This is a genomic window from Streptomyces celluloflavus, assembly GCA_000720995.1.
GTDB lineage: Bacteria > Actinomycetota > Actinomycetes > Streptomycetales > Streptomycetaceae > Streptomyces > Streptomyces celluloflavus.
This window is the reverse complement of the sequence record JOEL01000006.1, coordinates 179,465-199,808: the sequence shown is the minus strand read 5'-3', so window position 1 is coordinate 199,808 and position 20,344 is coordinate 179,465. Positions and strand designations below refer to the sequence as shown.

General features: G+C 73.6%; 14 protein-coding genes. 12 read left to right on the top strand and 2 right to left on the bottom strand.

Going from position 1 to position 20,344, the window contains the following annotated elements:
• The first annotated feature begins 193 nt into the window (after window positions 1–193).
• The 3 genes from recN to IH09_RS08445 all read left to right on the top strand — a co-directional run bounded on the left by recN (window position 194) and on the right by IH09_RS08445 (window position 4,454).
• Window positions 194–1,921 carry a DNA repair protein RecN gene (gene recN, locus IH09_RS08455; RefSeq protein WP_052855479.1) on the top strand — a complete coding sequence of 576 codons (1,728 nt, stop codon included), beginning with the start codon at window positions 194–196 and terminating at the stop codon, window positions 1,919–1,921.
• A gap of 172 nt (window positions 1,922–2,093) precedes the next feature.
• Window positions 2,094–2,882 (top strand): hypothetical protein, encoded by a 789-nt coding sequence (locus tag IH09_RS08450; protein ID WP_052855478.1) that lies wholly within the window; start codon window positions 2,094–2,096, stop codon window positions 2,880–2,882.
• Window positions 2,883–3,293: 411 nt separating this feature from the next.
• A complete protein-coding gene (locus IH09_RS08445) occupies window positions 3,294–4,454 on the top strand; it encodes a glycosyltransferase family 4 protein (protein WP_052855477.1) in 1,161 nt (386 codons plus the stop codon).
• 124 nt (window positions 4,455–4,578) lie between these two features.
• On the opposite strand, the gene IH09_RS08440 is transcribed toward IH09_RS08445, so the two are convergent.
• Window positions 4,579–6,216: a PucR family transcriptional regulator gene (locus IH09_RS08440; RefSeq protein ID WP_052855508.1), complete on the bottom strand. Its 1,638-nt coding sequence runs from the start codon at window positions 6,214–6,216 to the stop codon at window positions 4,579–4,581.
• Window positions 6,217–6,394: 178 nt separating this feature from the next.
• The gene (locus IH09_RS08435) at window positions 6,395–8,236 is read right to left on the bottom strand and encodes a glycoside hydrolase family 15 protein (protein WP_052855476.1); all 1,842 of its coding nucleotides are present in this window, start codon (window positions 8,234–8,236) and stop codon (window positions 6,395–6,397) included.
• A gap of 366 nt (window positions 8,237–8,602) precedes the next feature.
• Between IH09_RS08435 and IH09_RS08430 the strand changes: the two genes are divergently transcribed.
• From IH09_RS08430 to IH09_RS08390, 9 genes are all read left to right on the top strand, one after another.
• Window positions 8,603–10,273 carry a CTP synthase gene (locus tag IH09_RS08430; RefSeq protein ID WP_052855475.1) on the top strand — a complete coding sequence of 557 codons (1,671 nt, stop codon included), beginning with the start codon at window positions 8,603–8,605 and terminating at the stop codon, window positions 10,271–10,273.
• A gap of 117 nt (window positions 10,274–10,390) precedes the next feature.
• On the top strand, window positions 10,391–11,017 hold the full coding sequence (locus IH09_RS08425) for an NUDIX domain-containing protein (protein WP_052855474.1): 627 nt from the start codon (window positions 10,391–10,393) through the stop codon (window positions 11,015–11,017).
• A 200-nt stretch (window positions 11,018–11,217) separates the two neighbouring features.
• On the top strand, window positions 11,218–13,404 hold the full coding sequence (locus IH09_RS08420) for a tetratricopeptide repeat protein (protein WP_110952160.1): 2,187 nt from the start codon (window positions 11,218–11,220) through the stop codon (window positions 13,402–13,404).
• Between the two features lie 166 nt (window positions 13,405–13,570).
• The gene (ald, locus tag IH09_RS08415; protein ID WP_052855506.1) at window positions 13,571–14,686 is read left to right on the top strand and encodes an alanine dehydrogenase; all 1,116 of its coding nucleotides are present in this window, start codon (window positions 13,571–13,573) and stop codon (window positions 14,684–14,686) included.
• A 341-nt stretch (window positions 14,687–15,027) separates the two neighbouring features.
• Window positions 15,028–16,191, top strand: coding sequence for a ParA family protein (locus tag IH09_RS08410; protein ID WP_094794467.1), 1,164 nt, complete (start codon window positions 15,028–15,030; stop codon window positions 16,189–16,191).
• Window positions 16,188–16,838: a hypothetical protein gene (locus tag IH09_RS08405; protein ID WP_052855472.1), complete on the top strand. Its 651-nt coding sequence runs from the start codon at window positions 16,188–16,190 to the stop codon at window positions 16,836–16,838. Before IH09_RS08410 ends, IH09_RS08405 begins: the two co-directional genes overlap by 4 nt.
• 166 nt (window positions 16,839–17,004) lie before the next feature.
• Window positions 17,005–18,075, top strand: a complete 1,071-nt coding sequence (locus tag IH09_RS08400) for a segregation/condensation protein A (RefSeq protein ID WP_052855471.1) — start codon at window positions 17,005–17,007, stop codon at window positions 18,073–18,075.
• A 143-nt stretch (window positions 18,076–18,218) separates the two neighbouring features.
• A complete protein-coding gene (scpB, locus tag IH09_RS08395) occupies window positions 18,219–18,884 on the top strand; it encodes an SMC-Scp complex subunit ScpB (RefSeq protein ID WP_052855505.1) in 666 nt (221 codons plus the stop codon).
• Window positions 18,884–20,020 carry a pseudouridine synthase gene (locus IH09_RS08390; protein ID WP_052855470.1) on the top strand — a complete coding sequence of 379 codons (1,137 nt, stop codon included), beginning with the start codon at window positions 18,884–18,886 and terminating at the stop codon, window positions 20,018–20,020. The genes scpB and IH09_RS08390 overlap by 1 nt, the downstream gene beginning before the upstream one ends.
• Window positions 20,021–20,344: the final 324 nt, after the last annotated feature.

The following is a 20,344-nucleotide window of genomic DNA, read 5'->3' as shown; positions in this document are numbered from 1 at the left end:
CGCCGATTTGCCGTCCATGAGTACCCCTCTCGTCGCGCTCTGTGATCAGAGTGCCGGGTGGCCGCGGTGCCGCGCCATGCGGAACTCACCCAATTTTTGCTGGGGTTTTCCGCAGGGGCGGGGGGACGGGAGTGGGGGCAGGCGTCGCGGGGCGGCCCCGGGACCTCGTAAGGTCGTATCCGTGTTGGAGGAGATGCGGATCCGGTCCCTGGGCGTCATTGACGACGCCGTTGTCGAGCTGTCCCCAGGCTTCACGGCGGTGACGGGTGAGACGGGCGCGGGCAAGACCATGGTCGTCACCAGTCTCGGCCTGCTGCTCGGCGGGCGCGCGGACCCCGCCCTGGTGCGGATCGGCGCCAAGTCGGCCGTCGTGGAGGGCCGTCTCGGCATCGGCCCCCGGACCCCGGCGGCGGTCCGGGCCGAGGAGGCCGGCGCGGAGCTGGACGACGGCGTGCTGCTGATCAGCCGGACCGTCTCCGCGGAGGGCCGCTCACGCGCCCATCTGGGCGGCCGGTCCGTACCGGTCGGCCTGCTGGGGGAGTTGGCGGACGACCTGGTCGCCGTCCACGGCCAGACCGATCAGCAGGGCCTGCTGCGGCCGGCCCGCCAGCGCCAGTCCCTGGACCGCTACGCCGGGGACGCGGTCGCCGTTCCGCTCGCCAAGTACGCGGCCGCCCACCGCCGGCTGCGCGCCGTCGCCACCGAGCTGGCCGAGCTGACGACGCGGGCTCGCGAACGCTCCCAGGAAGCCGATCTGCTGCGGTTCGGTCTCGACGAGATCGCCGCCGCCGAGCCGGTGCCCGGTGAGGACGCCGAGCTGGCCGCCGAGGCCGAGCGGCTCGGCCACGCGGAAGCCCTCGCCTCCGCCGCGACCGCCGCGCACGCCGCGCTGGCGGGCAACCCCGAGGACCCCGAGGGCGTCGACGCCACCACCTTGGTCGCGGGCGCCCACCGTGTGCTGGAGGGCGTCCGCGGCCACGACCAGGAGCTGGCCACACTGGCCGAGCGGCTGGGTGAGATCGGCATCCTGATGGCGGACGTGGCGGGCGAGCTGGCCAGTTACGCGGACGGTCTGGACGCCGATCCGCTGCGGCTCGCCGCGGTCGAGGAGCGCCGCGCCGCCCTGACCCATCTGACCCGCAAATACGGCCGGGACATCGCGGCCGTGCTCGCCTGGGCCGAGGAGAGCTCGGCGCGGCTGGCCGAACTGGACGGCGACGACGACCGGATCGGCGAACTGACCGGGGAACGGGACGCCCTCCGCGCCGAACTGGGCGAGCTGGCACAGGCGTTGACCGACGCCCGCACCGCGTCGGCGGAGCGGTTCGCGGCCGCGGTCACCGCGGAACTGGCCGAACTGGCCATGCCGCACGCCCGGGTGAGCGTCGAGATCCGGCAGACCGAGGTGGCGGAGGAGGCCGACGGCATCGAGGTCGGCGGCCGCGCGGTCGCCTACGGCCCGGCCGGCGCCGACGAGGTCGAACTCCTCCTGGCCCCGCACCCCGGCGCCCCGCCCCGGCCGATCGCCAAGGGGGCGTCCGGCGGTGAGCTCTCCCGGGTGATGCTCGCCGTCGAGGTGGTCTTCGCCGGTACCGACCCCGTACCCACCTATCTCTTCGACGAGGTCGACGCGGGCGTCGGCGGCAAGGCGGCCGTCGAGGTCGGCCGCCGCCTGGCCAGGCTCGCGAAATCGGCGCAGGTCGTGGTCGTCACGCACCTTCCGCAGGTCGCGGCGTTCGCGGACCGGCAGCTGCTGGTGGAGAAGACGAACGACGGCTCGGTCACCAGCAGCGGTGTGACGGTCCTGGAGGGCGAGGAGCGGGTCCGCGAACTCTCCCGGATGCTGGCCGGCCAGGAGGACTCCGAGACGGCACGGGCACACGCCGAGGAACTGCTGGAGACGGCCCGCACGGGGCGGTAGTCGGCGCCCGGCCACCGGGCCGGTCGTTCACGACGCCGCCCGTGGCCCTGGCTCCGCCCGCCCGTGCGCCACTGCCCGAGGCCGGCGTCCGGAGCGCGGCGGGGCCGGGGAGCTCCCGCCTCCCGAGGCGACGGGAGCCGAACGCGGCACGGTGCCGGATGAAAGGAGCGGGATGACGGTGGCAGGAGACAGGGTGCCGGGCCGGATACGGGCGCTGACCGGGGCGGCCGGTGCGACGCGGGCCGCGTACGAGGTGCTGCGGCGCCGGCCGCCCGGCGGTGCCGGCCGGTGGGAGCGGACGAACTACGCCGGCCGGACCGTGCACCTGCACGCGGGGCTCGCGTCGGCCGCGGGGACGGCGCTCGCCGCCGCCACCGCGCCCGGCCTGCCCGCCGGGGCCCGGGGCGCGGCGGCCCTGGCCGTGCTGGCGGCCGGCGGCTGCGGTGCGTACGACGACGTGTACGGCGCCGGTGATCCCCGGCGCGGATTCCGCGCGCACCTCTCGGCGCTGCGCCACGGCGAGGTGACCAGCGGGGCCGTGAAACTGTTCGGGATCGGCGCCGCGGGGCTCGCCGCGGGCGCGCTCCTGACCGCCCGCCCGGTGGACAAGGTGCTGGCAGGTGTGGTGATCGCGGGCTCGGCCCATCTGGTGAACCTCCTGGACGTCCGGCCGGGGCGCGCGGCCGGTGCCGTCCTGGCCATCGGCGCCCCGGGACTGCTGCGCCGCGGACCGGCCGGTCCGCTGTCCGCCGCACCCATGGGGGCCGCGGCCGCCGTCCTCGCGGACGACCTCGGTGAGCGCACGATGCTCGGGGACTGCGGGGCGCACGCCCTCGGTGCGGCGCTCGGCCTCGCCATCGTCACCGGGAACGGCCGTACGGGGCTGGCCGTCCACGCCGCCGGCCTGATCGCCGCGGCCGCCGCGGGCGACCGCGTCAGCCGGACGGCCGCCGCGTTCTGACCCCCGCCGGTGGCCGCCCGCCCGGGGCGGTGGACCCGCGGGACGAGGTGAGGGAGCGGTGCCCGCCGGCCGCCCCGGGGCGGGCAGCCTCCCTCGGCCACCGCCCACCAGGAGACCGGCACTCATCGAACGAGTGGCCGAAATTCAACTGAACGGTCATCTGAGTGGCCGATTTATCACCCATGTGGGTGATCCTGCGGTGGTGAGGGTGAGACTTCCCACCGGAACGGCGGGCGCACGGTGCCGAATTGACGCCGCGGGGCTGGCATCCTGGGCGCGGTGCGTTCGGCGCCGCCCGCCGGATCGCGGCCCGTCCGCTCCTGGGCACCGCGGCCGCACCGCCCCGCTGCATTCGGACCGGCGCACCGGCACGGTCCGTGTCCCGTCCGCCGACCCAGGAGCCCCGACCACGTGACCAGCACCCCGACCCCGCCCCTCGGGCAGTGGCCGCTGCGTACGGTCCAGGTACTGGGGCACGGCGGCGCCGGCAGCGCCGCACACGTCCGGTCGCTGGCCGCCGGCCTGGTGGCACGCGGTGTACGGGTGACCGTCTGCGCCACGCCGGACACCGAGGCGGTCTACGACTTCGCGGGGACGGGCGCACGGTTCGCGCAGATCACGCCGCGTACCGACCCGGTGGGCGTGGCCTCGTTGCGCAGCGCCTGCTGGGACGCCGACCTCGTGCACGCCCACGGACTGCGGGCCGGACTGCGCGCGTCGCTGGCGCTGCACGGACTGCGCGGCCCCCGGGGCGGGCGGGTTCCCCTCGTCATCTCCTGGCATACCAAGGCGCACCCCGAGGGCGCGCGGGCCGGGCTGGTGCGGCTGATGGAGCGGCGGGTGGCACGGGCCGCCGCCGTCGTCCTGGGGGCCTGCTCCGATCTCGTGGACCGGGCGCGGGAGCGGGGCGCGCGTGACGCACGCCTGGCGCCGGTCGCGATTCCCCGCCCCCGGCCCGCCACCGCGCCGTCCGAGCCCGACGGGCACGGCCTGACGCGCCACAAGAAGCGGGCCGAACTCGGCGCGGTGGACCGCCCGTTACTCCTCGTGGTCGGCCGCCTCGACCCGCATCAGGGCCACGACGTACTGCTGGACGCCGCGCACGCCTGGTGCGCACTGGACCCGCGGCCGCTGCTCGTCATCGCGGGAGAGGGCGAGCGGCGGGCCGCGCTGCAGCGCCGCATCGAGGCCGAGCAGCTGCCCGCCCAGTTGCTCGGCCGCCGCGACGACGTGCCCGAACTCCTCGCCGCCGCGGACCTGGTGGTGCTGCCCAGCCGCTGGGAGGCCCGCTCCCTGATCGCGCAGGAGGCGCTGCGGGCCGGGGTACCGCTGGTCGCCACCGACACCGGCGGCACCCGTGAACTGGTCGGCCGGGCGGCGGAACTGATCCGCTACGGCGATGCCGCGGCCCTGGCCCGTACCGTCCTCGGCCTGCTCGCCGACCCGGTACGCCGGGCCGCGCTCGCCGAAGCGGGCCGGGCCCAGGCGGGCGGCTGGCCGAGCGAGGACGACACCGTCGCGCAGATCCTCGGCGTCTACGACGAGTTGACCCAGCCGGTCCGGTCCGGTTAGGCGCCAGGACCACGCCCTGGGGTCCCGGTCCGGCCGGTCCCGCCGCCTCCGCGGAGCGGGCGGCACCGACGGTCCGCCCCGCTCCATGCCGCCGACAGGTACGGCACCCGGCTCGCCCGCCCCGCTACGGCCGGTCCGTATGGCGCCGGGCGCGCAGCGCGAGCCGCAGGCCCAGCACCGTCTGCGGGTCGTCCAGGTCCGTGCCCAGCAACTGCGCGATCCGCGCCAGGCGGTCGTAGAGCGTCTGCCGGTTCACATTGAGGTCGCGGGCCGTCTCGGCCTTGCGGCCCGCGCTCGCCAGATACGCCTCAAGGGTCGGCAGAAGCGGCTGGCGGGCGCCGCGGTCGTGTGCGAGCAGCGGGCCGATGGCGCGGTCCACGAAGTCGGCGAGCACGCCCAGTTCGCCGTGTTCGCGCATCCGCCACAGCAGCAGCTCGATGTCCAGGCGGCGCGCGTCGTACCAGGGCTGTTCGGGCAGGCCCTGGGCCGCGGCCGCCGCCTCCGCCGCGTGCCGCAGTCCGGGGCCGGCCGCGGCCCAGTCGCCCGCCGTACCGACGACGACCACCGGGCGGTACGCGGCGGGCCGGTCCAGGCCCGCGCGGACGACTCCCGCGCGCAGCGCCTCGGCGATCCGGTCGGCGAGCGCGTGCCGGTCCTGGCCCGCGCGCAGCGCCACGAGCATCGGCACCCGTCCCTCCACGGGACGCACGCCGAGCAGGACGGGCACCCCCGGGGCGGCGAGCTCCTCGCGCAGGGCCTGGGCGAGGAGGGCCCAGCTGCCGGGGTAGGGCAGCCCGGACGGCAGCCGCATCACCACCGGGAGCACGGGGTCGCCGCCGGGGCGGAAACCCAGCAGCCGGGCCTGTCCGGGGGCCTCGGCCGCGGCGATCCGGCCCTCCGCCAGATCGGCGAGGAAGTCGCCGCGGCCCCGGGCGGCGAGGACCTCCTCCTGGCGGGACTGCAGCATGACGACGGCGAGGAGGCCGGCGGCGCGCTCCGCGGCGATCCGGTGCACCGGCGCCAGCGGGGAGTTGACGGGCAGCAGGACCAGCCGGGCGCGGACGGCGTCGGGGCCGTGGCCGCCACCGGGGACGTCGATGCGTACGCCGGTGTCGCGCAGGCCCTCCCAGGCCAGCAGGGGATCGGCGTCCGCCGGACCGCCCTCGCCGTCGGCGCCCTCCGGCCCAGCGGCGTACAGCGGGCTGCCGTCGGGCGCCTCCAGGCAGAGCGGATTGCCGGTGAACGCGGCCAGCAGCCGGAGCACCTCGGGGGCGCCGCCGCCGCGCAGCAGGACGTCCGTACAGCGGCGCAGCACCTCGTCGGCGCGGCGCAGCAGCGCGTAGTGGCTGTTGACGATCTCGGTGTGGATCTCCTCGGTCACCGTGACGTACGGGACCTCGCGGTGCAGCTGGATCAGCGGCAGCCCGCACTCCCGCGCGCTGTCGATCAGCGCCGAGGGCAGCGATTCGAAACGCGATCCGAGCTCCACGACGAGCGCGGCGATCTCGCGGTCGGCGAGCTTGCGGATGAAGGCGCGCTGTTCGGAGGGCCGGGCGCCCAGGCCGAGGCCGGTGGTCAGCAGCAGCTCACCGCCCTTGAGCAGCGAGGCGATGTGCGGGACCTCCCCGGCGTGTACCCAGCGCACCGCGCGGTCCAGCCGGTCCGCACCGGCCAGCACCTCCGGCAGACCGCGCCGGAGCGCGGGCAGCTCCAGCGCCCTGCGTACCGTGATCTCGGCTTCGATCTTCGCTTCCGGCCCCATGGCGTCGAACGGTACCCGCAGTGCGCCGTCCGGAGCCGCCGAGTCCGGACCGTGGCGGGGGAGGAGCCGGCCGGGCCGGAGCCCGGAGGACCGGCCCCCGCCCGGCGGCGCTGCGGAGCGGGGCACGGGAGCCCGCGCCGGGCCCCACGCGTTCCCGCCCCCGCCGGGCGCCCGGCGGCTATCCGCCGCTGTACGCCCCGCTCGCGGTCAGCCGCAGGGCCGTGTCGATCAGCGGAACGTGGCTGAACGCCTGCGGGAAGTTGCCCACCTGCCGCTTCAGCTTCGGGTCCCACTCCTCCGCCAGCAGACCGAGGTCGTTGCGGAGGGCGAGCAGCCGCTCGAAGAGCTTGCGGGCCTCCTCCACCCGCCCGATCATCGCCAGATCGTCGGCGAGCCAGAACGAGCAGGCCAGGAAGGCCCCTTCGTCGCCTTCGAGCCCGTCGACCCCGAGGCCGTCGCCGGACGTCGGGTAGCGCAGGATGAAGCCGTCCTCGGTGGCCAGCTCCCGCTGGATCGCCTCGATGGTGCCGATGACGCGCTTGTCGTCCGGCGGCAGAAAGCCCATCTGCGGGATCAGCAGCAGCGAGGCGTCCAGTTCCTGCGAACCGTAGGACTGGGTGAAGGTGTTGCGCTCCTTGTCGTACCCCTTCTCGCACACATCCCGGTGGATCGTCTCGCGCAGGTCCTTCCACCGCTCCAGCGGACCGTCCACGTCCCCTGACTCGATCAGCTTGACCGTACGGTCCACCGCGACCCAGGTCATCACCTTGGAGTGCACGAAGTGGCGGCGCGGGCCGCGGACTTCCCAGATGCCCTCGTCCGGCTCGTCCCAGTGCTTCTCCACCCAGCTGATCAGCTTCAACTGGAGCACAGAGGCGTAGTCGTTACGGGCCAGGCCGGTCATGTGCGCCAGGTGCAGCGCCTCGATGACCTCGCCGTACACATCCAGCTGGAGCTGGCCCGCGGCGCCGTTGCCCACCCGCACCGGCTGCGAATTCTCGTACCCGGGAAGCCAGTTGAGCTCGTTCTCGCCCAACTCCCGTTCCCCGGCGATGCCGTACATGATCTGGAGGTTCTCCGGATCGCCGGCCACCGCCCGCAGCAGCCACTCGCGCCAGGCCCGCGCCTCCTCGCGGTAGCCGGTGCGCAGCAGCGACGACAGGGTGATCGCGGCATCCCGCAGCCAGGTGAAGCGGTAGTCCCAGTTGCGCACCCCGCCCAGGCACTCCGGCAGCGAGGTCGTCGGCGCCGCCACGATCCCGCCGGTCGGCGCGTACGTCAGCGCCTTGAGCGTGATCAGCGAACGGACCACCGCATCGCGGTACGGGCCGTGGTACGTGCAGTGATCGACCCATTCGCGCCAGAAGTCCTCGGTGGCCTCCAGCGATCCCTCCGGGTCCGCCAGGGCCGGCGGCTTGTGGTGCGAGGGCTGCCAGCTGATCGTGAACGCGATCCGCTCGCCCGGTCCCACCGTGAAGTCGGAGTACGTCGTCAGGTTCTCGCCATGGGTCTCCACGGCGGTGTCCAGCCAGACCGAATCCGGCCCCGCGACCGCGACCGTACGGCCGTCGACCTTGTGGACCCACGGCACGACCCAGCCGTACGAGAACCGCATCCGCAGTGCGGAGCGCATCGGGACGCGTCCGCTGACGCCCTCCACGATGCGGACCACCTGCGGTGCGCCGTCCCGCGGCGGCATGAAGTCGATCACCCGTACCGTGCCGCGCGGGGTGTCCCACTCGGATTCCAGTACCAGCGAATCGCCCTTGTAACGGCGGCGGTCGGCCGGTTTCGGCTGTTCCGCGGGGCCGTGCGCGGGCCCCATCCGCCAGAATCCGTGCTCCTCGGTGCCCAGCAGTCCCGCGAAGACCGCCGGTGAGTCGAAGCGGGGCAGACACAGCCAATCGACCGTGCCGTCCCGGCACACTAGAGCGGCGGTCTGCATATCGCCGATGAGTGCGTAGTCCTCGATGCGCCCGGCCACGTGCCTCTCCCGTCGAACTGGAGTGACGCCCCCCATGGGACGTTTCTGTCCGTCCTGCCCATGAAACTTCGCCGAGCAGCGGGACCGGAAATCGGGCGGGGGTGGTGCCTTACCGGACGGCTCGTTGCGAGTGTCCGAGCAGGATACGACGCACGCGGGTGATCCGCGCGACGCTCGCGAGGAGTGAGGTGGTCCGATCGGGTGGCCTCCGTCACGCCGGTCGCCGAGAGCGTCGCCGGGAGCGACCATGGCCGGTCGCTGTTAGCCTGGTACCCCGTGGACCGGTGGGACCAGGCAGATGTCACGGCACCCCCGACCGCAGCGACGGCACCCCCTGAAACTTCCGGGACCAGCGCCGCCACGCACCTCTCACCTCGCGACCACGGGAGCTCCCTCTTGGCCATGCCGCCCAAATCCACGACGACCAAGCACCTCTTCGTCACGGGGGGCGTCGCCTCCTCGCTCGGCAAGGGGCTCACCGCCTCCAGCCTGGGTGCCCTCCTCAAGGCGCGCGGTCTGCGGGTCACGATGCAGAAGCTCGACCCCTACCTCAACGTCGACCCCGGGACGATGAACCCGTTCCAGCACGGTGAGGTCTTCGTCACGAACGACGGGGCCGAGACCGACCTGGACATCGGCCACTACGAGCGCTTCCTCGACGTCGACCTCGACGGCAGCGCGAACGTCACCACCGGCCAGGTCTACTCCACCGTGATCGCCAAGGAGCGGCGCGGCGAGTACCTCGGCGACACCGTGCAGGTCATCCCGCACATCACCAACGAGATCAAGCACCGCATCCGGCGGATGGCGACCGACGACGTCGATGTCGTCATCACCGAGGTCGGCGGCACGGTCGGCGACATCGAGTCGCTGCCCTTCCTGGAGACGGTCCGCCAGGTCCGCCACGAGGTCGGCCGGGACAACGTCTTCGTCGTGCACATTTCGCTGCTGCCCTACATCGGCCCGTCCGGTGAGCTGAAGACCAAGCCGACCCAGCACTCGGTCGCGGCGCTGCGCAACATCGGTATCCAGCCCGACGCGATCGTGCTGCGCGCCGACCGCGAGGTCCCCACCGCGATCAAGCGCAAGATCTCGCTGATGTGCGATGTCGACGAGGCCGCGGTCATCGCGTGCCCCGACGCCCCGTCCATCTACGACATCCCCAAGGTCGTGCACGCCGAGGGCCTGGACGCGTACGTCGTCCGGAAGCTGGACCTGCCCTTCCGCGATGTGGACTGGACCCAGTGGGCGGACCTGCTGGACCGCGTCCACAACCCCGACCACGAGGTCAAGGTCGCGCTGGTCGGCAAGTACATCGACCTGCCGGACGCCTACCTCTCGGTCACCGAGGCGCTGCGGGCCGGCGGTTTCGCGAACAAGGCCCGCGTGAAGGTGAAGTGGGTCACCTCCGACGACTGCAAGACCCCGGCCGGGGCCGCCGGACAGCTCGCCGACTGCGACGCGGTCTGCATCCCGGGCGGCTTCGGCGACCGCGGTGTGGACGGCAAGGTCGGCGCCATCACCTACGCCCGCGAGAACCGCATCCCGCTGCTCGGCCTCTGCCTGGGCCTCCAGTGCGTGGTCATCGAGGCGGCCCGCAACCTGGCCGGCATCGAGGGCGCGAACTCCACCGAGTTCGACCCCGCGGCGGCCGACCCGGTCATCTCCACGATGGCCGAGCAGATGGACATCGTCGCCGGTGAGGGCGATATGGGCGGCACGATGCGGCTCGGCATGTACCCGGCCAAGCTCGCCGAGGGCTCGATCGTGCGCGAGGTCTACGACGACCTGCCCTACGTGGAGGAGCGCCACCGCCACCGCTACGAGGTCAACAACGCCTACCGCGGCGAGCTGGAGAAGAAGGCCGGGCTGCTGTTCTCCGGCACCTCCCCGGACAACAAGCTCGTCGAGTACGTCGAGTACCCGCGCGAGACGCACCCCTACCTGGTCGCCACCCAGGCGCACCCGGAGCTGCGCTCCCGTCCCACCCGCCCGCACCCGCTCTTCGCCGGTCTGGTGAAGGCGGCCGTGCAGCGGCAGCAGACAGTGCGCAAGCCGGGCACCGCCAAGTAGGGCACGGCACGACGGATACGGTTGCCGGGGTACGGGCCTCTTCCCAGGTCCGTGCCCCGGTTTTCCGTATCGGTACGAGCACGAGCAGCGGGTACAGGCTCAAACAGGAGGACGCGCATGGTCATCAAGGACACGCCCGAGGAATGGCCGGTCACCGCGACCACGACGCCGTTCACCGGCAAGAAGACCAGTGTGCGCACCGACGAGGTCGTCATGCCGGACGGCGCCACCGTCACGCGTGACTACCAGGTCCACCCCGGCTCGGTGGCCATCCTCGCCCTGGACGAAGCGGACCGGGTGCTGGTCCTGCGCCAGTACCGCCACCCCGTACGCCAGAAGCTGTGGGAGATCCCCGCCGGTCTGCTGGACATCCCCGGCGAGCACCCGCTGCACGCCGCGGAGCGCGAGCTGTACGAGGAGGCGCACGTCAAGGCGGCGGACTGGCGGGTGCTGACCGACGTCTACACCACCCCCGGCGGCTGCGACGAGGCCGTCCGGATCTTCCTCGCCCGGGAGCTGTCCGAGGCCGAGGGGGAGCGGTTCGAGGTCTCCGAGGAGGAGGCCGACATGGAGCTGGCGCGGGTGCCGCTCGCCGATCTGGTCCGCGGCGCGCTCGCCGGCGAACTGCACAACAACTGTCTCGTCGTGGGCGTCCTCGCGCTCGCCGCGGCCCGGCACGACGCGGGCCCCGACGCCCTGCGGCCGGCCGACGCGCCGTGGCCGGCCCGGCCCTTCGCGTCCTGAGCCACCGGTCCGGTACGGGGGGCGATGGCGGGGCGCCGCACCGTCCCCCGCCGCCACCGGTCGGATCATCGGCTGTTCCGGTCGGGTGACCCAACCGCCGTGCTCCGCACGGGGCGTGACCGGCGGTGAACTACGCTCGGTCGCGTTCCCGTCCGCGGCCGCGGCGGGCTCGCAGGCGCAGCTGGACGGGAGAGTGGCCCGTGACGGATCAGGCGGTGGGCGGCGGACACCGCCCGCCCGGAGCGACGGAGAACGCGGCCCCCACGGCACCCGGCCGCCGGACCGCGGAGCCCGGCCGGGACGGCCTCGCGCCGCACCACCCGAGCCGCCGCGCCGCCGCCGGGCGCAGCGCCACCGTGGCTCTCGGTGAGCTTCCGGCGGCCCGGTTCGCCGGCCGCGAGCGCGAACTGGAGGCGCTCCACGCCGATATCGAACGCCCCGGCCTCGACACCCTTTCCGGCCGCAAAGGCACCCGCAGCCGGGTCCTGCTGATCGCCGGCGTCCCCGGATCGGGCCGTACCGCCCTCGCCGAGGAACTGCTCCGCCGGCTCGCGGACGACTACCCCGACGGGGTCGTGCGGGCCCTGCTGACCGGACCGGGCGGCGCACCGGTCCCCACCGACGAGACCGCCCGCGAACTGCTCACCGCGCTCGGCACCGACGCCCCGCCGGGCGCCACCGAGGACGAGCTGACCGAGCTCCTGCGCGGCGCGCTCGCCGGCCGCCGCGCCCTGGTGCTGCTCGACGACGCGCCGGGCGGCGACCAGGTGGGGCCGCTGATCCCGGACGCCTCGGACTCCCTGGTCGTGGTGGTCTCCCACGGACCGCTGACCGGCGTCCCGGACGTGCGGCCGTGCGCCCTCGGCGGTCTGGAGTGCGCCGCCGCGGTCGCCATCCTCCGCCGCTACGTGGGACCGACCCGGATCGCCGTGGATCCGCGCACCGCGGAATCCGTCGCCGAGGAGTGCGGCGGCCGGCCCGCCGCACTGGAACTGGCCGGCGGCTGGCTCGCGGCCCGCCCCCGGGCGTCGCTCTCCGACCTGCGCAAGGCGCTGCGCGCCATCGACCTGCCGCCGGATCTGCCCACCGGCGCCCGTCCGCTGCACCGCGCCTTCCGGCTGGCCTACGAGGCGCTGCCGCCGCCGGCCGCCCGGATACTGCGGCTGCTCACCCTGGCACCGGCCGGCCTGGTGGACGCGCACCTCGCGTCCGCGCTGGCCGGCTGCTCGGTCGCCGCGGCCGGGGCGGCGCTGCGCGACTTCGCCACGCTGGGCCTGCTGCGGGCGGAGGGCGCCGCGGCGGGCCCGGCCCCGCAGGACGACGGGCCCGCCGCGGCCCGGACCGCCGAGACCGCGTCACACCCCCGCTACCGGCTGCCCGGCTGCCTGGAGGCGATGGTGCGGGCGCTGCTCCAGGAGCACGAGCGGCCCGCCGATGTCCAGCTGGCCCGCGCCCGGATGCTGGAGCGGACCGTCCGGCTGCTCCTGTCCTGCCGGGCGATGGGCGAACCGGCCGATTCCGCCGTCCGGCAGAAGACGGCCGGGCTGCCGCGCTCGCTGCGCTTTGCCTCCCGCGAGTCCGCCGCCGAGTGGCTGCGCGGCCGCCGCGCGGCGCTGCTCGACGCGGCCCGGATCGCCGTCGCGGACGGTGAACTCGACACCCTGGACCGGCGGTTGATGGCCGCGCTGACCAGGACGCTGCTCGTGCACCGGGGCCCGGCGGCCGCGCCGGACCTCTATGTCCTGCACGGGCTCGTCCTGGAGGTCGCCGAACGGCGCGGCCTGCCGCACGAGAAGGCGGCCGCCCTGCTCAACCTCGCGGACCTGGACGGCCAGGCCGGGCGGAACACGGACGCGCTCACCCGTTACCGGGCCGCGCTGGCGGTGGCCCGTTCGGTCAAGGACCCGGTGGCCACCGGCCGGGCGCTGGAGTCGCTGGGCGGTACGTACGGCGAGCTGGGCGACTGGCAGCGGGCCGCCGACTGGTACGGGCGGGCGCTGGAGCTGCGGCTCACCCGCGGTGAGAGCGCGGACGCGGCGCGGCTGCACGGCCGGATCGGCGGCGCGCACACCTACGCGGGGCGGTGGGGCGAGGCGCTGCGGGAGTGGCGGGCCGCCGCCGGCACGTACCGCAGGCTCGGGGATCTCGTGGGTCAGGCGCGGGCGGCCGGTGAGGTGGCGCGGGTGCAGGAGTACGCGGGCCGGCCCGAGGAGGCGCTGCGGACCTGTCGCGAGGCGGTGCACCTCGCCCGGAACGCGGGCGACGGGAGGCTGGAAGCGGCGTTGCAACTGCGGATTGCGGACACCCTCGAACGGCTCGGCGACCCAGCAGCCGCACGGCTCCACCGGGCCGTGGGGGAGCGGCTCCTCGAAGATCACCCGCAGTGACCTACGAAATCGGTAGCACGCCTCACGAAATTTATGGCTTTGCAAGGCTAGACAACAGGAGATCCTTCAATAGACTGGATCCACCGCGTTCTTCGCGGTCGGTTCCCCATGCCTGGCATGAGGGATGGATTCTCCTGCAAGCACTCTTCCAAGGACCGTGATCGACGTGAAGGTCGGCATCCCCCGCGAGGTCAAGAACAACGAGTTCCGGGTGGCTATCACGCCCGCCGGAGTGCATGAGCTCGTCCGCCACGGCCACCAGGTCTTCGTCGAGAAGGACGCCGGTCTCGGCTCGTCCATCACGAACGAGGAGTACGCCGCGGCCGGCGCCGGCATCCTGGACACCGCCGACGAGGTCTGGGCCACCGCCGACCTGCTGCTGAAGGTCAAGGAGCCGATCGCCGAGGAGTACCACCGCCTCCGCAAGGACCAGACCCTCTTCACCTACCTGCACCTCGCGGCCTCCCGGGAGTGCACGGACGCGCTGCTGGCCTCCGGCACCACCGCCATCGCCTACGAGACCGTCGAGACGGCCGGCCGCCAGCTGCCGCTGCTCGCCCCGATGTCCGAGGTCGCGGGCCGGATCGCCCCGCAGGTCGGCGCGTACCACCTGATGCGCCAGGCCGGCGGCCGCGGCGTGCTGCCCGGCGGCGTCCCCGGTGTCTCCGCGGGCAAGGCCGTCGTCATCGGCGGCGGCGTCTCCGGCTGGAACGCCGTGCAGATCGCCGTGGGCCTCGGCTTCCACGTCACGCTGCTCGACAAGGACATCAACAAGCTCCGCGAGGCGGACAAGATTTTCGGCACCAAGGTGCAGACGATCGTCTCCAACGCCTACGAGCTGGAGAAGGCCGTCGTCGAGGCCGACCTCGTCGTCGGTGCCGTCCTGATCCCCGGCGCCAAGGCCCCCAAGCTGGTCACCAACGAGCTCGTCGCCAAGATGAAGCCCGGAAGTGTCCTTGTCGACATTGCGATCGACCAGGGCGGCTGCTTCGAGGACTCCCGCCCCACGACGCATGCCGAGCCGACCTTCCCGGTCCACAACTCGGTCTTCTACTGCGTCGCCAACATGCCCGGCGCGGTCCCGAACACCTCCACCTACGCGCTCACCAACGCGACGCTGCCCTACATCGTGGAGCTGGCGAACCGCGGCTGGGTCGAGGCGCTGCGCCGTGACCCGGCGCTGGCCAAGGGCCTGAACACGCACGACGGCAAGGTGGTCTACACCTCCGTCGCCGAGGCGCACGGTCTGGAATCGATCGAGTTGCGCACGCTGCTCGGCTGACGCGTCAAGCGCGCACGTCAACGCTGTACCACCGGCCGGGCCTTGTCGACAAGGCCCGGCCGGTCGCGTGTGCGACACGCCGAGACCCCGTCGCCGGGCCGGCGGCTCCCAACTCGCCGTGAACGTAACCCTTTAACCGCTTCGCCCACCCTCGAAACATCGGGCTCATGCCGCTTGCACCCTTGACATTGCGGGGTTCCGTTACCGACACATCGCGCCGGGTCCGGTGGATTGTGTTGCTGCGGATGCCCGACACGCCATAGAGTCGCCAACCGTCGGCATGGTGCCACGCTGACCTATCGATAAGTTTCCTGGTCACATCCAAGGAGGTAAGACGACTTGTGAATGAGTCGACATTTACTCCCGGAGGTGGCCGGCCAGGAGCGGTTGGACGGGGCCCAGGTCCCTCGGGGCCGGAGGCTGTCGGCTCCGTCGCAGTCCACACCTTCGCAGCCCGTCAGGGCATGACCACGACAGCCCACCACAGCATGGACGGCCATCACGTGAACGCCACGGCCGGCGACCGGGGCAGTGGAGAACGCGCCCGACTCGCCGACTACGACGACCTGCCCGAGGGGCACTTCTACGACCCGGACGCGGAGTACGAGCCGGACCCCGAATACGCGGCGACGCTCGCGCCGGACGCCGCGCGCCAGCGCCGCGAACGGGTCGGCCCGACCGGGCGCCCGCTCCCGTACTTCCCGATCCCGGGACCGCTGACGGATCACGGCCCCGCCAAGATCATCGCGATGTGCAACCAGAAGGGCGGGGTCGGCAAGACCACCTCGACCATCAACCTGGGCGCCGCCCTCGCCGAATACGGACGACGCGTACTGCTCGTCGACTTCGACCCGCAGGGCGCGCTCTCGGTCGGCCTCGGCGTCAACCCGATGGAGCTCGACCTGACGGTCTACAACCTGCTCATGGAGCGGGGTATGTCGGCCGACGAGGTGCTGCTGAAGACCGCGGTCCCCAACATGGACCTGCTGCCCAGCAATATCGACTTGTCGGCGGCGGAGGTCCAGCTGGTCAGCGAGGTCGCGCGCGAATCGACCTTGCAGCGGGCGCTCAAGCCGCTGCTGGCCGACTACGACTACATCGTCATCGACTGCCAGCCCTCGCTCGGTCTGCTCACCGTCAACGCGCTGACCGCGGCTCACAAGGTCATCGTCCCGCTGGAGTGCGAGTTCTTCGCGCTGCGCGGGGTGGCGCTGCTCACCGAGACGATCGAGAAGGTCCAGGAGCGGCTCAACCCCGAACTGGAGCTGGACGGCATCCTGGCGACGATGTACGACTCCCGCACCGTGCACAGTCGCGAGGTCCTGGCACGCGTCGTGGAAGCCTTCGACGATCACGTCTACCACACCGTCATCGGGCGTACGGTCCGCTTCCCCGAGACCACCGTCGCAGGCGAGCCGATCACCACGTACGCCTCCAACTCCGTCGGTGCCGCCGCCTACCGTCAGCTCGCCAGGGAGGTGCTCGCCCGGTGTCACGCCGAGTGAGTCTGCCCGGAGCCGACGAACTGTTCCGCACCACCGGGGGGATGGGGCTCCAGTCCTCGTCTCCCCGCCGCGCGGTGAACGGCTCCGCGGCCGGCGGCGAGGCACCCCGGGTGCCCGCGCCGGCCGGCGAGGCCGATCCGGCCGTGGACGCGCCGGAGGCGTCCACCGCCGTCCGGCTGCGGCAGCCGGAGGCCGGTGGCCCGTCGGCCGCCGACGGTGGGCCGGGCGCGGGTACGGACGCTCCGGCCGGCGCCCCGGCCGAGCACAGCGGCCGCGAGGCGGACCAGGGAGGCCCCAAGGGTCACCGCCACCAGGCGGGCCAGCCCGCCGGGACGCCAGGCCAGACCGGCTCGACCGGACAGGCCGGACAGAACGGTCAAGAGGCGGCCGGGACGGGCCGCCGTCGCGGCGGCCGCGGGGCCAACCGGCGCCCCAGCGGCCGGGAGCGGCACGACGAGAAGATCACCGTCTATGTCTCCGCCGAGGAGCTCATGGACCTCGAACACGCGCGTCTGGTGCTGCGCGGTGAGCACGGCCTCGCCGTCGACCGCGGCCGGATCGTCCGCGAGGCGGTGGCCGTCGTCCTCGCCGACCTGGAGTCGCGCGGCGACGCCAGCATCCTCGTACGGCGGTTGCGCGGACGCTAGGACGTCCTGCCGCCCCGCCGGGGCCCCGGCCGTGCGGCGTTCCCGGCGGGGCGGACCGGCGGGATAGCCTGCCTTTTCGGCGGGGCACCCCTGGCGGAGCCGCCGGGAATCCCGCCCGTGACCAGCCCGTCGCCCCGGCGCGGGGACCGCAGCACCATGGACCGCGATGCCGACGACCAACGACGACGCCCGCTCCCTCCGCGCGCCGCGGCGCACCATCGGCCGCGGGCCGGACGGCGAACCGGATCCCGGCCGGCCCGCCGAGCCGCCCGCCCCCGGGGACGGGCCGTCGGCGGCACCTCCCCGTGGTCCGGACGAGCCGCGGGGGCCGGCACCGGACGGAGCACCGTCCCCCGGGGGCGACGACGGCAGGTTCACCGTCCGGCTGGACAACTTCGAGGGCCCCTTCGATCTGCTCCTCCAGCTGATCTCCCGGCACAAGATGGACGTCACCGAGGTCGCGCTGTCGCGGGTGACGGACGAATTCATGGCGCACATCCGCGCCATGGGGCCGGACTGGGACCTGGACCAGACCACCGAGTTCCTGGTCGTCGCGGCGACGCTGCTGGACCTGAAGGCGGCCCGGCTGCTGCCCGCCGCCGAGGTCGAGGACGAGGCGGATCTGGCCCTGCTGGAGGCCCGCGACCTGCTCTTCGCCCGGCTGCTCCAGTACCGCGCGTACAAACGGATCGCGGACATCTTCAGCGGGCGGCTGGCGGACGAGGCGCGCCGCTTCCCCCGTACGGTCGGACTGGAGCCGCACCACGCCGAGCTGCTGCCCGAGGTCGTCATCAGTATCGGGACGGCCGGGTTCGCCGAACTGGCGGTGCGGGCGATGCGGCCCAGGGCCAGGCCGCAGCTCCACCTCGACCACATCCACGCGCCGCTGGTGAGCGTGCGGGAGCAGGCCGAGGTGGTGGTGGCGCGGCTGCGGGAGGCGGGCGAGGCCGGTTTTGGGGAACTGGTCGCGGACGCGCCGGACACCCTCACCGTCGTGGCCCGTTTCCTGGCGCTGCTGGAGCTCTACCGGGAGCGCGTGGTGGCGCTGGACCAGGAGGAGGCCCTGGGGCCGCTGACGGTCCGCTGGACGGGTACGACGGACGCCGACCCGGTCGTCACCGACGAGTTCGACCGGAAACCGGACGCGCGCGCCACCGAGGCGCCGATGCCGGACGAGCCGGCCGAGGCGGAAAGAGCAGCAGAGGACGAGGACGGAACGGAGACGGAGCGCACGTGACCGGCGGGCACGAGGCAGGCGAGAGCGACGACACATACGGAGTCGGCACGTACGGAACGGGTGACGCCGCCACGACGGATACGGCCGACGCGATCGGCACGGCCGATGCGTACGGCCGAGCGGCGAGCAGCGCCCCGCCCGGTGTGGGGCACGGCGCGGAGCCCGGTCCGCAGGAGCGGGCCGCGACGGCGCCCGCCGGGGCGCTGGGCGTCGCGGAGCTGGCGCTGAAGCCGGCCCTGGAGGCCGTCCTCATGGTCGTCGACGAGCCCGCGACCGAGGAGCACCTGGCCAGGGTCTTGCAGCGGCCCCGCCGTGCCGTCGCGCTGGCCCTGCGCGAGCTGTCCGACGAGTACGCCCGCCAGGGCCGCGGTTTCGAGCTGCGGCTGGTGGCCGGCGGCTGGCGGTTCTCCTCCCGGGCCGCGTACGCGGACGCGGTGGAGAGCTTCGTCCTGGACGGGCAGCAGGCCCGGCTCACGCAGGCCGCGTTGGAGACTCTGGCCGTGGTCGCGTACCGTCAGCCGGTCAGCCGTTCCCGGATTTCGGCCGTACGCGGCGTGAACTGCGACGGCGTGATGCGCACCCTCCTCCAGCGCGGTCTGGTGGCGGAGGCGGGGACGGAACCTGAAACAGGTGCGATCCTGTACAGGACGACGAATTACTTTCTGGAGCGGATGGGCCTGCGCGGCCTGGACGAGCTCCCGGAGCTCGCACCGTTCCTCCCGGAGGCGGACGCGGTCGAGGGTGACTCCCCGGAAGGTATCCCGTCGTTCGACGTAGACGACAGCGGCGACTCTCAGACGGATCATTGATGCGAAGCAGCGGCAGGAACAGCGGAAACCGGAACAACGGAGGCGCGGGCGCCGGCGGTGACCGCCGGCGTTCGGGCACGGGGGGCCGCGACGACCAGCAGAAGCGCGCGGGCCGGCCCCGTCCCGAGGAGCGCCGCTACGACGTGGGTGGATCCGGTGGCCAGGGCGGCGCGGGCCGCGACGACGAGCGCAAGGGCGCGCCGAAGGGCGGCAGCCGGGGCGCGGCGGCCCGCGGCGGCGCCAAGGGCGGCCCCCGTACGGGAGCGAAGTCCGGCCCCGGCGCCCGGGGCGGAGCGGGGCGCGGCCGCGGCCAGGCCCCGGCGCGGCCCCGTGAGTACGACGCCCAGGTGGAGGAGCGCAACCGCGCCCGCCACGACAAGCCGCAGATCAAGACCCCCAAGACCTTCGGAGACCAGGAAGGCGAGCGGCTCCAGAAGGTGCTGGCCAGGGCCGGTATGGGCTCGCGGCGGGCCTGCGAGGAGCTGATCGATCAGGCGCGGGTCGAGGTCAACGGCCGGATCGTCAGGGAGCAGGGCGTCCGGGTCGACCCGGAGAAGGACGAGGTCAAGGTCGACGGCCTGACCGTCGCCACCCAGTCGTACCTCTTCTTCGCGCTGAACAAGCCGGCCGGTGTCGTCTCCACGATGGAGGACCCCGACGGCCGCCAGTGCCTGGGCGACTACGTCACCAACCGCGAGACGCGGCTGTTCCACGTCGGCCGGCTGGACACCGAGACCGAGGGCATCATTCTGCTCACCAACCACGGTGAACTGGCCCACCGCCTGACGCACCCGCGCTACGGCGTCAAGAAGACCTACCTCGCCGCGATCCAGGGCCCGCTCCCGCGCGACCTGGGCAAGCAGCTCAAGGACGGCATCCAGCTGGAGGACGGCTACGCCCGCGCCGACCACTTCCGGGTCGTGGAGAACACCGGCAAGAACTACCTCGTCGAGGTCACGCTCCACGAGGGCCGTAAGCACATCGTGCGCCGGATGCTCGACGAGGCCGGTTTCCCGGTCGACAAGCTCGTCCGGACGAGCTTCGGCCCGATCGCCCTGGGCGACCAGAAGTCCGGCTGGCTGCGCCGGATGACCAACACCGAGGTCGGCATGCTGATGCGCGAGGTCGAGCTCTAGGAGGGCGCGGCCCACGGGCCGCCCATTCCGGCCGCGTACGGGAGGCCCGGTCGCCGTACGGGACCCGTGCACCGGAGCCCGGGAGTCGCCGTCCGTCCCGGGCGACCGGGCTCGCGGCGCCCCGTTCACCGGGCGCCGGTTCGCGGAACCGTCCATCCCTGGCAGAAGCCCTCCGTGCTCGCCTCTACGCACCGCCGGTGTGCTCGGCGACCAGGCCGTGACCCGTGGCCATGGCGAATCGGCGGCGGGTGGGGCGGTGGCCGCCACCCGGTTCCGGTGCGGCACGGGGCGGACGGGCGCCGCGCACGGCTGTCGGTGCCCCTG

Excerpts from the sequence above, each read along its gene's own strand:
- recN (WP_052855479.1), top strand. The coding sequence starts at position 194 with ATGCGGATCCGGTCCCTGGGCGTCATTGACGACGCCGTTGTCGAGCTG.
- IH09_RS08450 (WP_052855478.1), top strand. The coding sequence starts at position 2,094 with ATGACGGTGGCAGGAGACAGGGTGCCGGGCCGGATACGGGCGCTGACC.
- IH09_RS08440 (WP_052855508.1), bottom strand. The coding sequence starts at position 6,216 with ATGGGGCCGGAAGCGAAGATCGAAGCCGAGATCACGGTACGCAGGGCG.
- IH09_RS08435 (WP_052855476.1), bottom strand. The coding sequence starts at position 8,236 with ATGGGGGGCGTCACTCCAGTTCGACGGGAGAGGCACGTGGCCGGGCGC.
- IH09_RS08430 (WP_052855475.1), top strand. The coding sequence starts at position 8,603 with ATGCCGCCCAAATCCACGACGACCAAGCACCTCTTCGTCACGGGGGGC.
- IH09_RS08425 (WP_052855474.1), top strand. The coding sequence starts at position 10,391 with ATGGTCATCAAGGACACGCCCGAGGAATGGCCGGTCACCGCGACCACG.
- IH09_RS08400 (WP_052855471.1), top strand. The coding sequence starts at position 17,005 with ATGCCGACGACCAACGACGACGCCCGCTCCCTCCGCGCGCCGCGGCGC.
- IH09_RS08390 (WP_052855470.1), top strand. The coding sequence starts at position 18,884 with ATGCGAAGCAGCGGCAGGAACAGCGGAAACCGGAACAACGGAGGCGCG.